This window comes from Acidisoma sp. PAMC 29798 (assembly GCF_030252425.1).
Lineage (GTDB): Bacteria > Pseudomonadota > Alphaproteobacteria > Acetobacterales > Acetobacteraceae > Acidisoma > Acidisoma cladoniae.
In genome coordinates this window covers 2,721,338-2,734,291 of record NZ_CP126994.1, presented here as the reverse complement: position 1 = coordinate 2,734,291, position 12,954 = coordinate 2,721,338, and the positions used below count along the sequence as shown (strand labels likewise).

Genomic DNA, 12,954 nt, shown 5'->3' with positions numbered 1-12,954 from the left:
CACCCCACCAGCATGGCAGTGCCGCCCAAGCCCGCGCTTGCGGCGGCGGCAGGGCTTCGCTATAGCCCGCCCCTCGTTTTGTCTGTGCGCCAGGCCTGAAGGGCATGCCTGGCCACGACACTCGCCGGCCCCGCACGTCGCGGTTCTCCGGGGAGGTTCATTCGTAAGGAGTCGAAATGCCCAAGTTGAAGACGAAGTCGTCGGTCAAGAAGCGGTTCAAGATCACCGCGACCGGCAAGGTCCTCGCCGGACCCGGCAACAAGCGCCACGGCCTCATCAACCGCTCTCAGAAGATGAAGCGTACCAATCGTGGGTCCCAGACCCTGACCGAAATGGACGCGAAGACGATCAAGCAGTGGGCCCCGTACGGGCTGGTCTGAGAGAAGGAACAGATAGATGGCACGTGTTAAACGCGGCGTAACCACCCACGCCCGGCATAAGAAGGTCCTCGACCAGTCGAAGGGCTTCGTCGGTCGCTCCTCCACCAATTACCGCATCGCGCTCGAGCGTCTCGAGAAATCGCTGCAATATGCCTATCGCGATCGGCGCAACAAGAAGCGCGAGTTCCGGGCTCTCTGGATCCAGCGCATCAATGCCGCCGTCCGTGAGCAGGGCATGACCTATAGCCAGTTCATCTTCGGCCTGAAGCAGGCGAATATCGAGATGGACCGCAAGGTTCTGGCCGCCATCGCCTTCGACGACGCCTCGACCTTCGCGGCCATCGTCGGCCAGGTTCGTGCGGTTCTCGATACGGCGCCCGCCGAGGCGGCAACACCCGCCGCCATCTGACGTTCCGGCCTCTCACGAGGCCGATCGAGCTTCAGAGACTAACCAGAGGGCTGCCTTTCCGAGGCGGCCCTTTTCTATTTCGGAGCTTCCCCATGTCCGATGATATCCTCGCCCTCCAGGCCGAAGCCGAGGCCGCCATCGCGGCGGCGGCCGACCCCCGCGCGCTGGATGCGGTGCGCGTGGCCTTTCTGGGCAAGCAGGGACGCATCACCGGCCTGCTGCGCAGCTTGGGTCAAGTGCCCCCAGAGGAGCGCAAGGCGCGTGGCGCCGCCGTGAATGCCTTGCGCGATGGGCTGGAAGGCGTGCTCTCGGGCCGTCAGGCGATGCTCGATGCGGTCGCCCTTGGCATCCGGCTCGCGGCCGAGCGGATGGACGTGACGCTGCCGCCGGCGCCCGATCCGCGCGGCTCCATCCATCCCATCAGCCGGACGATGGAGGAAATGGCGGCGATCTTCGGCGCCATGGGCTTCAATGTCGCCGAAGGGCCGGAGGTCGAGGCCGATTGGTATAATTTCGGCGCCCTCAATATCCCCGCGCATCATTCCGCGCGCTCGGACATGGACACCTTCTACCTGCCCGGCACGCATGAGGGGCACCCGCTGGTGCTGCGCACCCATACCAGTTCCGTGCAGATTATCTCGATGCTGTCCGAGCCGCCGCCGCTGCGCCTGATCGTGCCCGGACGCACCTATCGTGCCGACCACGACGCGACCCACAGCCCGATGTTCCACCAATGCGAGGGCCTCGTGCTCGATCGCGGCATCACCCTCGGTCATCTCAAGGGCTGCCTGACCGATTTCCTGCGCGCCTTCTTCGACATCTCGAATCTGCCGGTGCGCTTCCGCGCCAGCTACTTCCCCTTCACCGAGCCTTCCATGGAAGTCGATATCGGCTGGAACCGCCGCACCGGTGAGCTGGGCGGCGGCGGCGACTGGCTGGAGATCCTGGGCAGCGGCATGGTCCACCCGAAGGTGCTGGCCAATTGCGGCATCGATCCGCGCGAATGGCAGGGCTTCGCCTTCGGGATGGGCGTCGAGCGCGTCACCATGCTCAAACACGGCATTTCCGATCTGCGGCTGTTCTACGAAAGCGACATCCGCTGGCTGAAGCATTACGGGGCCTCGCCCTATCAGCCCGCCATGCTGCACGAGGGGATGTGAGGCCATGAAGTTCACCCTGTCCTGGCTGCGCGACCATCTCGACACCACAGCCGACCTGGCCACCATCACCGACACGCTCACCGGCATCGGGCTGGAGCTGGAGGGCGTCACCGACCCCGGCGCCGCTCTCGCGCCCTTCCGCATCGGCCATGTCCTCACCGCCGAGCAGCACCCGAATGCCGATCGGCTGCGCGCCTGCACAGTGGATGCCGGCGATGGCCCCGTCTCCGTGGTCTGCGGTGCGCCCAATGCGCGGGCGGGCCTCAAGGTGGTCTTCGCCCCCGTCGGTGCGACCATCCCCGCCTCCGGCCTCGTGCTGAAGGCGGGCGAAATCCGGGGCGTGGCGTCCCTCGGCATGCTCTGCTCGGCCCGCGAACTCGGCCTCGGCGAGGATCATGACGGCATCATCGAACTGCCCGAGGATGCGCCGGTCGGGGCCGGCTATGCCGCCTGGGCGGGGCTGGATGAGCCGGTGATCGAAATCGCCGTCACGCCCAATCGCGGGGACGCGCTGTCGGTGCGCGGCGTCGCGCGGGATCTCGCGGCGGCGGGCCTCGGCACACTGAAGACCTTTGCGCCGGCGCCGGTGCCGGCCGAGGGCCCCAGTGCGCTCGGTTGGGCGATCGCCATGCCGGAGGTCTGCCCCTGGGTGCTCGGCCGCACCGTGCGCGGTGTCACCAATGGGCCCAGCCCGGCCTGGTTGCAGGACCGGCTGAGCGCCATCGGCCTGCGCCCGATCAGTGCGCTGGTCGATATCACCAACTTCTTCACCATCGACCTCGGCCGCCCGCTGCATGTCTTCGACGTGGCGCGCGTCTCCGGAAGCACGCTGACGCTGCGTCCCGGCGCTGGGGAGAGTTTCGCCGCCCTCAATGGCAAAGACCTCACGGTCGGGCCGGAGGACTGCGTCATTGCCGACGCCAAGGGCGTGGTCTCGCTCGCCGGCATCATGGGCGGTGCCGAGACCGGCTGTACCGAGGCGACCACCGAGGTCTTCATCGAATGTGCCTATTTCGAGCCGATCCCGATCGCGCTGACGGGCCGCCGCCACCAGCTTGCCAGTGACGCGCGGGCGCGGTTCGAGCGTGGCATCGACCCGGCGCTGATGCCGGCGGCACTGGACGCCGCCACGCAGATGGTGATCGAGCTTTGCGGCGGCACGGCCTCGGACATCGTTTCGGCTGGCACCGCACCCGATTGGCGCCGCACGGCGCGGCTGCGCTTCGACCGGCTGCGCAGCTTCGGGGGTGCCGAGGTGCCGCGTGACGAGGCCGAGGGCATCCTCCGTCGCCTGGGCTTCGGCCTTGCCGGCGGCGACGAGCAGAGCATCACCGTCCATGTCCCGTCCTGGCGGAACGATATCGCCGGGCGCGGCACGCTGGAGCCGGCGACGGCGCTGTCGCCCGAGCGCCTTGCCGTCATGCAAGCCGGCGTCGCGGAGATCGAGCCCGAAGTCGATCTGATCGAGGAGGTGCTGCGCATCTGGGGCATCGACCGCATTGCCCCCGTGTCCCTGCCGGCGATGGCCGCCGTTCCGACCGCGACCCTCACGCCGCGTCAGGCGCGGGCGGCGACGGTGCGGCGGCTTCTGGCGGCGCGGGGCTTGGCCGAGGCGGTGACCTTCAGCTTCGTCGATAGCCGCGTGGCGGTTCATTTCGGGGAGGCGCCGGAGGCGCTGCGGGTCGTCAATCCGATCGCCTCCGATCTCGATCAGCTTCGCTCGACGCCGCTGATCACCCTGGCGACGGCAGCGGTGCGCAACGCCGCGCGCGGCTATGGCGATCTCGGCCTGTTCGAAATCGGACCGGCCTTCCATGAGGGCAGCAGGGGCGGGCAGGCGGTGGTCGCCGGCGGTCTGCGTGTGGGGGAGACGCCGCGCCACTGGCTCGTGCCGGCGCGCCCGGTGACCGCGCTCGACGCCAAGGCCGATGTCTGGGCGGCGCTGACGGCGATTGGCGTGCCGCTGGAGGCGCTGAGCGTCACCACCGATGCACCGGTCTTCTATCACCCTGGCCGCTCCGGCGTGGTCCGCCAAGGCCCGAAACTGGTACTCGCCCGCTTCGGCGCGCTGCATCCGAACGTCATCCGCGCCCTCGATCTGCCGACGCATGCCGTGGCCTTCGAGATCTTCCTCGACGCGATCCCCGAGCCGAAGCGGCGGCGTCGCGCATCGCCGGTGCTGTCGGCCTTCCAGCCGATCCGGCGCGATTTCGCCTTTGTCGCGGATGTCACTGTCGCGGCCGAAGATGTGCTGCGCGCGGCGCGGGTTTCGGTGCGCGATCTGGTCACCGGTGTCACCTTGTTCGACGTCTATCAGGGCGAGCGCATGGCGCCCGGCCGCAAGTCCTTGGGCGTGGAGGTCGTGTTCCAGCCGAAGGATCGCAGCCTGACGGACGCCGAGATCGAGGAGGCCTGCGCCAAGGTCGTCGCCGCCGTCACCAAGGCGACCGGCGCCGTGTTGAGGTAGGTCCGTCCGTCCTCAGAATTGTGTAGGGCGGATAAGCGAAGCGTCATCCGCCGCTGCTCGCAGCGCAGCCTCTGGAACCCGTGTCGCGGTGGCCCCTAGCCGCAACGCCCCCGGCCACACCTCGGCGGCGCCCATCATTAGGCGTTGCGGAATGGGTCGTACACCGAGACGCGACAGCCACGTCGCGCGGCCCACCTGCGCACTGAGATCGGCGGCGAGGCGCCGCTGGAACACCGCAGCCGTCTCACCGTTGAGATAAGCGGTCGCGGCGCGGAAGGCGCTGTGCAGGGCGATCGACATGCCGTCACCGGAAAAGGACGGAATGACCGCCGCCTGATCGCCGAGGCGCCATAACCCGTCCGACGCCCCCACAACGAGGCCGTAGGGCAGGCCCGCGATGGTCAGTGGCTTGTCCCATTCGGGCACGCTGCCCACGAGCCTGTCGGCCAGGGTCGGTGCCTCGGCCACCAGCCGCTCCAGCAGTGCCGGCCACGAGCGGCCGAGCTCGGCGAAGCGATCCCGCCGGATCAGGAGGCTGAGGTTGGCACGACCGTCCTCCACCGGTTGCAGGCCCGCGTAACCGCCGGGGAAGAGCGTAAGCTCGATCCGTCCGACGAGACCCGCCATCTCGGCGGGCGTCAGGCGAAACAGCATCTTGAAGCCGATGAGGTCGTTCTGCCGTCCCGGCGGCCGGCCATAGCCACGCAGATCGTGCTTGCCCGTTGCGAGAACCACCGTGCGGGCGTCCACGGCCGCGCCATCCTCCAAACGCACGACGCAATCAGAGATCCCGGTCGCCCTGTAACCTCGCAACACCCGCGCGCCGGCAATCTCGGCGCGGTTCAGCACCGCTGCGTCCAGCACGCGGCGTGACAGGCTGAGACCCGTGAAGGGCAGGGGCACCGACACGATGCGCCGCCCCAAGGCAAAACCGAGCGTCGAGATGGGAACGGCACCGAGCGCTGGCAGATCGATGCCGAGGGCCGTGAGATACAGCTGTGCCTCGCGGCTGAGGAATTCGCCGCAGACCTTGTCATGCGGGCCGATCTCGCGCTCGATGAGCAGCACGTCGCGCCCGGCAGCGGCGGTCAGGGCCGCGAAGCTCGCGCCCGCCAGCCCGCCACCGATAACGGCGACTTCGGCCTTCATTTAGACGGTGTGGAACAGCATCGTTTCCGCGACCAGACCGGGGCCGAAGCCCATGGCGCAGCCGCGCGCGCCGGCGATCCCATGCCCCATCATGCGGGCGAGCACGAACATGATGGTGGCGGAGGACATATTGCCATAGTCGCGCAGCACGGCGCGTGAATCCTCCAGCGCGTGCGGCGGCAAAGCCAGGCCCGTCGCCACCGCATCCAGCACTGAACGCCCGCCGGGGTGGACCGCCCAGAGGTCAATGGCGTCGGGGTCCGCGCCATCCAGAATGAGGGACGCCGCTGATGCCAGGCCTTCGCCGATGGCGCCGGGCACCTGGCCGGACAGGTGCATGTCGAAGCCGATATCACCCACGCGCCAGGTGATCAGCCCCTCGGTCTGTGGGATCAGGGCGGCATGGAAATGGTCGAGCGCGATGCCCACCGGCTCGGCCGTGATGAGGGAGGCGGCACAGCCATCTGCGAAGACCAGGAAGGACAGCACCTGCTCAATATTCTGCGTCTCCTGCAAATGCAGCGTGCAGAGTTCCAGGTTCACCACCAAGACCTGCGCGTCGGGCTCAGACCGCACGATATGGCGGGCGAGCTTCAAGGCATTGAAGGCGGCGTAGCAGCCCATGAAGGCGACCATGCTGCGCTCGACGGAGGAGCGCAGGCCGAGCTTCGCGGCGATCTGCATGTCCAACCCCGGGGCATAGAGGCCGGTGCAGGTGGTGACGATCAAGTGGCTGATACGGTCCCGACGATCCCCGATGTCGAGCTTACCCACCGCCTCCAGCGCCAGGGGCAGGGCTGCCGCCTCGAACAAGCCCATCCGGTCGCCGGTCGAGGGGAACCGCCCGCGCGTGAACAGCCCGGCGGCGTCGATAGCGCCGGCCGTAGGATCGGCCGCCGGTTCCAGTGTGGAATAACGATGCGCGATACCCGAGCGGTCGGCCATTCGGCTGAAGAGTTTGCGCAGGCGAGGGTCTTCGAGCAGGCTGTCGGCGAAGCGCACGAAGGTCTCATGAACATCGTGTGTCGGCACGGCCGTCGCGATGCGATTGATATAGGCGGTGGTCATCTGGGCCATAGGCAGTGACAGGCACCCGGATACGGGTCCTTCGCAAGCGACGAAATGGTGAAGCAGGCGTTCAAGTGGGTTGGGGCTGACGTTCCCGCCGCAGGCGACGCAGCTCCAGCCATTGCCAGAGCAGGAGCGCCGGAAGACCGATGACCAGGTCCCGCGCGCGAGTGAGCAGGGAGACGGCGACCGAAATATCCGCAGGCAGGCCAAACAAGCCGCCGATCGCCGCATAGGCCGCTTCTTGAATGCCCGCGCTGCCCGGCACGAAAAACGTCATGCTCAGCGCGGCGCGCAGCAGGGCCTCGATCGCCACCGCTTCCGGCAGGGCAATCGGCACGCCGAGAAGGCGATAGGCCAGCCAGGACATGGCAGCGGAGCCAAGCCAGCCGGAAAAGTGGCACAGGATGGCGAAGAGAATGGTGCCCTTGCTGCGATAGATCGTCTCGAACTCGGCTTCCATGCGGCTGAGTGGCCCGAGGGCTCGGCTTTCTCCGGCGCCGATTCGCGCCGCCAATTGGCGAACCAGGCGCATACCACGGCCGGGCAGGGCGATGAACAGGATGGCGCAGACCGCCGCCACCAGAACGCCGGCCCCCACGGGTAGGATCAGGCTCGAATGCGGTTGCCACGCCAACAGAACTGCAAGCCCGAGGGCCGCGAACAGCACCTCGGCCATGAATTCGGCCGCGACATCGACGAGGGTGGAGGCCGCGGCGCGCGGCAGCGGAATGCCGAGCAGGGACACGGCGCGCGCGCCCATGACGAAGCCGCCAACGGGCAGGAAGGGCAGGAACCGGCCGCCGCCTTCCCGCACCAGCCGACCCCAATAGAGGATGGCGTAATCGGTCACGCGTCGGTTCGGCAGGAGGGAGTACCAGCCGAGTGCCAGAATCAGCGTCACGCCGAGCTGCGCCACCACCATGGCGGCGAAGCCGTTCCAGCCCACAGACAACAAGGCGTCCAGGACATGCCGGGCGCCAAAGGCGACGACAACGCCGATCGCAAGCAGGATCCCGGCCAGCATCAGGCCGATCGATAGGCGCTTCATGCTCGTCCTTGGCCACGCGGCGGAGGCGAGTCCACTCGCTGGTCTGTTAACACGTAGATTTCCATCGTCGGAGCTTGCGCCCCTGCGGGCTACGGCCTCTATAGCGGCGGCGGCTGGGCACGCCAATCGCCGCCGCCGCACGTCGCGGATTATGATGGGAGAGGCCGTGGCCCAGCAGGATCTCACCTTCGTGACCGGCGCCACCGGCTTCGTCGGTGCCGCCGTCGCCCGCGCACTCGCGGCGCGTGGCTATCCCCTGCGGTTGCTGGTCCGCAGCTCCAGTGAGCGCAAGCATCTCGCCGGGCTGAATGCCGAGCTGATCGAGGGCGACCTCAATGACATCGACTCGCTTGCCCGTGGCGTGGCCGGCTGCCGATACGTCTTCCACGTCGCGGCGGATTACCGGATCTGGGTGCCTGTGCCCGAAGCGATGATCGCGACCAATGTGCGCGCGACCGAGAACCTGCTGCGTCTTGCGCAAGACGCCGGGGTCGAGCGTATCGTCTATACCAGCAGCGTCGCGGCCCTGGGGCTGAGCCCGAAGGGCGAACCGCCGGCGACGGAGATCACGCCCGTGACCTACGACAAGGTCACCGGCGTCTACAAGAAATCCAAGTTTCTGGCCGAGCAGATGGTGCTGCAACTGGCGAAGGAAGGCATTCCGGTCGTCATCGTGAATCCGGCGGCGCCAATCGGGCCGGGCGACGTGAAACCGACACCGACGGGCGTCATGATCCGCGACGCCGCCACGGGCCGCATGCCGGCCTATGTCGATACTGGTCTCAGCGTCGTGCATGTCGATGACTGCGCGGCCGGGCATCTGCTGGCGCTCGATCACGGCGTCATCGGCGAACGCTATATTCTCGGCGGCGAGAACATCTCCATGAGTGATGTGCTGCGCCTCGTCGATGAGGTCACCGGCACGCCGTCTCGCCGGATGCGGCTGCCGATCGGGCCGCTGGTGCCGGCAGCGGTGGTGGCCGAAACCATGGCGCGGATCACGGGGAAGGAGCCGCGCCTGACGCGCGACCACCTCAAGATGGCGCGCAAGACCATGTATTTCTCCTCGGCCAAAGCCGAACGGGATCTCGGCTATACCTATCGTCCGGCGCTCGATGCGGTGCGTGACGCCATCGGTTGGTTTGCTGAGCACGGCTACCTCAAGCGATGACCCTCCTGGCGGCCGTAACGCTGCTCGCGCTGGTGATCTGGTGCGGCCTGATCCTGTTTCACGGCCGCTATTGGCAGGCCGGGCCGAGTCTGCCGCCGGTGGCGGCAGGTGTGACCTCTCCGTCCGTCGATATCGTGGTGCCGGCGCGGGACGAGGCGCCGTCTATTGCCGCTGCCATCGGCTCCCTGACCCGGCAGAACTTGCGCGATGTGCGGGTGATCCTGGTCGATGACGGCAGCGCGGACGGCACTGCCGCCATCGCCGCCGAGGCCGCCATCGGCGCGCCGCATCCCCTGACGATCATCACGGCCGCGCCGAAGCCGCCGGGCTGGAGCGGCAAGCTTTGGGCCGTATCGCAGGGTATCGCCGCCAGCACCGCCGACCTCGTTCTGCTCACCGATGCCGATATCGCCCATGAGCCGGACCATCTCGCCCGGCTGGTGGCTAAGGCCGAGGCCGAGGATCTCGACTTGGTGTCGGAGATGGTGCTGCTCCATTGCGAGAGCTGGGCCGAGCATGCGCTGGTGCCGGCCTTCGTCTATTTCTTCCAGCTGCTGTACCCCTTCGCGCAAGTCGCCGATCCCACCAGCCGCATGGCAGGGGCTGCCGGCGGCACCGTGCTGATCCGCAGGCGCGCGCTAGACCGCATCGGCGGCATCGCGGCCCTGCGAGGCGCGCTGATCGATGACGTGGCGCTTGGACGCGCCGTGAAGCGCAGCGGCGGCCGCATCTGGCTGGGCCATACCAGCCGCGCACGCTCGATCCGGCGTTATCCGAAATTCCGCGACATCTGGGACATGATCGCCCGCACCGCCTATGTGCAGCTCGGCTTTTCGCCCGTGAAGCTGCTGGGCACGGTGCTCGGCATGCTGCTGGTCTGGCTGCTGCCGCCGGCAGCCGCCATCTTCGCCCATGGCCTCGCGCGCTGGTTCGGCCTGGGCGCCTGGATGCTGATGGCGGCAAGCTTCCTGCCCAGTCTGCGCCGCTACACGCTGACCCCGCTCTGGGCCCTCTTCCTTCCCCTCATCGCCCTGTTCTACATGGCGGCGACAGTCGGCTCGGCGTTGAATCACGCGCGCGGCCGCAGCGTGATGTGGAAGAACCGGGTCTATGTGGAAAACGGGGCGGAACTCTGATCGTGACTGAGACCATGACCGAGAACGTCGAGAGCTGGTCCGGCAAGGATCGCGGCGACGAGAATTTCCCGGTGGGATCCATCCTGATCCGCCCGGATCTGCGGCGGCATGTCCATGCCTATTACGCCTTTGCTCGCAATGCGGACGATATCGGCGACAGCCCGGTTTTGCCGCCCGAGGAAAAGATCGCGCGCCTCGACCATATGGAATCCGTGTTGTTGGGAGAGCGGCAGAACGGCTCACCCAGCGCCAGCGCATTGCGCGCCAGCCTCGCCGAAACCGGTGTCACGCCGCGCCATGCGACCGATCTGCTCATCGCCTTTCGCCAGGACGCGACCAAAAGCCGCTATGAGAGCTGGGCGGAGCTGCTGGACTATTGCCGTTATTCCGCGATGCCCGTTGGACGCTACGTGCTCGACGTTCATGGGGAGGGGCCGGAGACGCATGCCGCGTCGGACGCCCTGTGTGCCGCGCTGCAGGTGCTGAACCATGTCCAGGATTGCCAGAAGGATCTGCATGACCTCGACCGCTGCTATTTGCCGCTCGATCTCATGAATGCCGCCGGTGCGGCCGTAAGCGATCTGCCTGCGAAGGCCGAGACTGCGGCGCTGCGCCAGGTCTTCGCCCGACTGCTCGCTGAATGCGACGCTCTGAACGCCGAGGCCGCGCGCTTGCCCCGCCGGGTAAGCGATCGCAGACTGCGGATCGAGACAGGTGTCATTCTCAACCTGTCGCGGCGATTGACCACGCGGTTGCGTCAGGGCGATCCGTTGGCCCGGCGTGTCAAGCTGAGCAAGATCGACGCGCTCTTCGCGCTCGTCGGTGGGATAGGATACGTGCTGTGAGCCTGTCGAAACTTCAGCCGCCGCCGCTTGGGGCGCGTCCCGCCGACCTCGACGCGATCGAGGTGCTGGTGCGCCGCTCCGGCTCGTCCTTCTACCACGGCATGCGGATGCTGCCGCCGGAGCGGCGCGCGGCGGTCTATGCCATCTATGCCTTCTGCCGCGTCGTGGACGATATCGCGGATGAGCCGGGCGCCCTGGTCGCCAAGCGCGAAGCGCTGGATGGCTGGCGCGATCGCGTCAATGCCCTGGCCGAAGGCCGCTCGGACGATGCGCTGACGCGGATGCTGCTGCTGTCCTACCGCCGCTTCGACCTTCGCATCGTGGATTTCCTGGCCATCATCGATGGCATGCAAATGGATGCGGAGCGGGAGATTGTGGCGCCGTCCCTCGCGACGCTCGACCTCTATTGCGACCGGGTTGCCAGTGCTGTGGGCCGCCTGTCCGTCCGCGCCTTCGGCGATGCCTCACCCGCCGCAGACCGTGTTGCCTATTGCCTCGGCCGGGCGCTGCAACTGACGAATATCCTGCGCGATATCGGCGAGGATGCGGAGCGCTCGCGACTCTATTTGCCGCGCGAATGGCTGGCGGAGGAGGGGGTGCCGCCAAATCCGACGGCAGCGCTCACGGCGCCCGGCCTCCCTGCACTCTGCACACGTCTGGCGGCTTTGGCGCGCGACCATTTTCGCGGCGCGGAGGAGGCGATGGCCGGCTGTGACCCGCGCGCCATGAAGCCGGCGCGTATGATGGCGGCGCCCTACCGGGCATTGCTGACGCGCATGGAGAAGACCGGCTTTCTGCATCCCGAGCAGCGGGTGCGGCTGCCGAAATGGCAGAAGCTGTGGTTTGGCCTCCGGGTGATGACCGCTTGACGTTTGGCCGCGTCCATATCGTCGGTGCGGGCCTCGCAGGTCTCGCGGCGGCGATGCGCCTGGCCGAGGCGGGCTGCGCGGTGTCGCTGTATGAAGCGGGTCCCGCCGCCGGCGGTCGCTGTCGTTCTTATTTCGATCGCGAGCTCGGCTGCCGAATCGACAACGGCAATCATCTGCTGCTGTCCGGCAACCGCGCGGCGGCGGCGTATCTGGCCCGTATCGGCGCGACCGAGACGATGGTCGGGCCCGCTGTGCCGGTCTTTCCCTTCATTGATCGGGCGGACGGATCGCGCTGGACCCTGCGCCTGGATGAAGGGCGTGTTCCCTTCTGGATTTTCGATCGTGGTCGCCGCGTGCCCGGCACCGGATGGCGGGATTATCTGGCCCTTCTGCGCCTGCGGACGGCGCGGGGCACGGTGGCCGAGGCGATCGGTGGTGCCGGGCCGCTGTATCGCAAGCTGCTGGAGCCGCTGGCCATCGCGGCACTGAACACGCTACCGGACAGCGGCCTCGCGCCCCTGCTGCAAGCGGTTGTCGGCGAAACACTGGCGCGTGGCGGTGCCGCTTGCCGGCCTTTGGTGCCGCGTGAGGGCCTGTCGGAGAGCTTCATCGACCCGGCGCTCGCATGGCTGCACAGCCGTGGCGCCGAGATCACCTTCGGCCGTCGTGTCCAGGCGATGGAGCGGGCGGGTGGCGCGGTGTCGGCCCTGGTCTTCAGCGATGGGGCGGTGCCTGTCGCCGATGGCGAAGCGGTGGTGCTCGCCGTGTCGGCCCCGGTCGCCGCCGGTCTGCTGCCCGGATTGACGGTGCCGGACGCCTTCGAGGCCATCCTGAACGTGCATTACGTGACCCAGGCCGAGCCGGACGCACCGCCCTTCGTGGGGGTGTTGGGTGGCATTGCCGAATGGGTCTTCGCCAAGTCTGGAATCGTTTCGGTCACGATCAGTGCCGCCAACCGTCTAATTGATATTCCTACCGAAAAACTTGCCATGGAGGTATGGCCGGATGTACGAGCGGCGTATCCGGTCTTGCCGGAGGCCATGCCCGCTTGGCGTGTGGTCAAGGAAAAGAGGGCGACATTCGCCGCGACCGCTCAGCAGGAAAAACGCAGACCTGCGGCGGACGGAGCGGGGATCGCCAATCTCGCTCTTGCGGGAGACTGGACGGCGACCGGTCTGCCCGCGACGATTGAAGGGGCCATTCGCTCAGGTGACGCAGCTGCGCGCCTGCTGATGAGGTAATTTGGCGA

12 protein-coding genes are annotated in these 12,954 nt (G+C 67.6%); 9 read left to right on the top strand and 3 right to left on the bottom strand.

The window, feature by feature from the left end:
* The first annotated feature begins 176 nt into the window (after positions 1–176).
* From rpmI to pheT, 4 genes are all read left to right on the top strand, one after another.
* Complete coding sequence (gene rpmI, locus QP803_RS13220) at positions 177–380, top strand: 50S ribosomal protein L35 (RefSeq protein WP_284943937.1); 204 nt, start codon at positions 177–179, stop codon at positions 378–380.
* A gap of 16 nt (positions 381–396) precedes the next feature.
* A complete protein-coding gene (gene rplT, locus QP803_RS13215) occupies positions 397–789 on the top strand; it encodes a 50S ribosomal protein L20 (protein WP_284943936.1) in 393 nt (130 codons plus the stop codon).
* A gap of 92 nt (positions 790–881) precedes the next feature.
* Positions 882–1,949: a phenylalanine--tRNA ligase subunit alpha gene (gene pheS, locus QP803_RS13210; protein WP_284943935.1), complete on the top strand. Its 1,068-nt coding sequence runs from the start codon at positions 882–884 to the stop codon at positions 1,947–1,949.
* Between the two features lie 4 nt (positions 1,950–1,953).
* A complete protein-coding gene (gene pheT, locus QP803_RS13205; RefSeq protein WP_284943934.1) occupies positions 1,954–4,416 on the top strand; it encodes a phenylalanine--tRNA ligase subunit beta in 2,463 nt (820 codons plus the stop codon).
* Between the two features lie 12 nt (positions 4,417–4,428).
* On the opposite strand, the gene QP803_RS13200 is transcribed toward pheT, so the two are convergent.
* The 3 genes from QP803_RS13200 to QP803_RS13190 form a co-directional block, all read right to left on the bottom strand.
* Entirely contained in the window at positions 4,429–5,565 is a 1,137-nt protein-coding gene (locus tag QP803_RS13200) for an NAD(P)/FAD-dependent oxidoreductase (RefSeq protein ID WP_284943933.1), read from the bottom strand.
* The gene (locus QP803_RS13195) at positions 5,566–6,642 is read right to left on the bottom strand and encodes a type III polyketide synthase (protein ID WP_284943932.1); all 1,077 of its coding nucleotides are present in this window, start codon (positions 6,640–6,642) and stop codon (positions 5,566–5,568) included.
* Positions 6,643–6,703: 61 nt separating this feature from the next.
* Complete coding sequence (locus QP803_RS13190) at positions 6,704–7,684, bottom strand: lysylphosphatidylglycerol synthase domain-containing protein (protein WP_284943931.1); 981 nt, start codon at positions 7,682–7,684, stop codon at positions 6,704–6,706.
* A 166-nt stretch (positions 7,685–7,850) separates the two neighbouring features.
* Here QP803_RS13190 and hpnA point away from each other — a divergent pair, with 166 nt between their 5' ends.
* Genes hpnA through hpnE form a run of 5 tightly spaced genes read left to right on the top strand, consistent with a single transcriptional unit; the run spans position 7,851 to position 12,946 of the window.
* A complete protein-coding gene (gene hpnA / locus QP803_RS13185; protein ID WP_284943930.1) occupies positions 7,851–8,855 on the top strand; it encodes a hopanoid-associated sugar epimerase in 1,005 nt (334 codons plus the stop codon).
* Positions 8,852–9,991 (top strand): glycosyltransferase, encoded by a 1,140-nt coding sequence (locus QP803_RS13180; protein ID WP_284943929.1) that lies wholly within the window; start codon positions 8,852–8,854, stop codon positions 9,989–9,991. The genes hpnA and QP803_RS13180 overlap by 4 nt, the downstream gene beginning before the upstream one ends.
* Before the next feature lie 14 nt (positions 9,992–10,005).
* Entirely contained in the window at positions 10,006–10,836 is an 831-nt protein-coding gene (gene hpnC, locus QP803_RS13175) for a squalene synthase HpnC (protein WP_284947911.1), read from the top strand.
* Positions 10,833–11,705 (top strand): presqualene diphosphate synthase HpnD, encoded by an 873-nt coding sequence (gene hpnD, locus QP803_RS13170; RefSeq protein WP_284943928.1) that lies wholly within the window; start codon positions 10,833–10,835, stop codon positions 11,703–11,705. Before hpnC ends, hpnD begins: the two co-directional genes overlap by 4 nt.
* A complete protein-coding gene (gene hpnE, locus QP803_RS13165; RefSeq protein WP_284943927.1) occupies positions 11,702–12,946 on the top strand; it encodes a hydroxysqualene dehydroxylase HpnE in 1,245 nt (414 codons plus the stop codon). Before hpnD ends, hpnE begins: the two co-directional genes overlap by 4 nt.
* Positions 12,947–12,954 lie beyond the last annotated feature (8 nt).

Bases quoted from the DNA above. Each gene is read 5' to 3' on its own strand.
- rpmI (WP_284943937.1), top strand. From the start codon at position 177: ATGCCCAAGTTGAAGACGAAGTCGTCGGTCAAGAAGCGGTTCAAGATC.
- rplT (WP_284943936.1), top strand. From the start codon at position 397: ATGGCACGTGTTAAACGCGGCGTAACCACCCACGCCCGGCATAAGAAG.
- pheS (WP_284943935.1), top strand. From the start codon at position 882: ATGTCCGATGATATCCTCGCCCTCCAGGCCGAAGCCGAGGCCGCCATC.
- pheT (WP_284943934.1), top strand. From the start codon at position 1,954: ATGAAGTTCACCCTGTCCTGGCTGCGCGACCATCTCGACACCACAGCC.
- QP803_RS13200 (WP_284943933.1), bottom strand. From the start codon at position 5,565: ATGAAGGCCGAAGTCGCCGTTATCGGTGGCGGGCTGGCGGGCGCGAGC.
- QP803_RS13195 (WP_284943932.1), bottom strand. From the start codon at position 6,642: ATGGCCCAGATGACCACCGCCTATATCAATCGCATCGCGACGGCCGTG.
- QP803_RS13190 (WP_284943931.1), bottom strand. From the start codon at position 7,684: ATGAAGCGCCTATCGATCGGCCTGATGCTGGCCGGGATCCTGCTTGCG.
- QP803_RS13180 (WP_284943929.1), top strand. From the start codon at position 8,852: ATGACCCTCCTGGCGGCCGTAACGCTGCTCGCGCTGGTGATCTGGTGC.
- hpnC (WP_284947911.1), top strand. From the start codon at position 10,006: ATGACCGAGAACGTCGAGAGCTGGTCCGGCAAGGATCGCGGCGACGAG.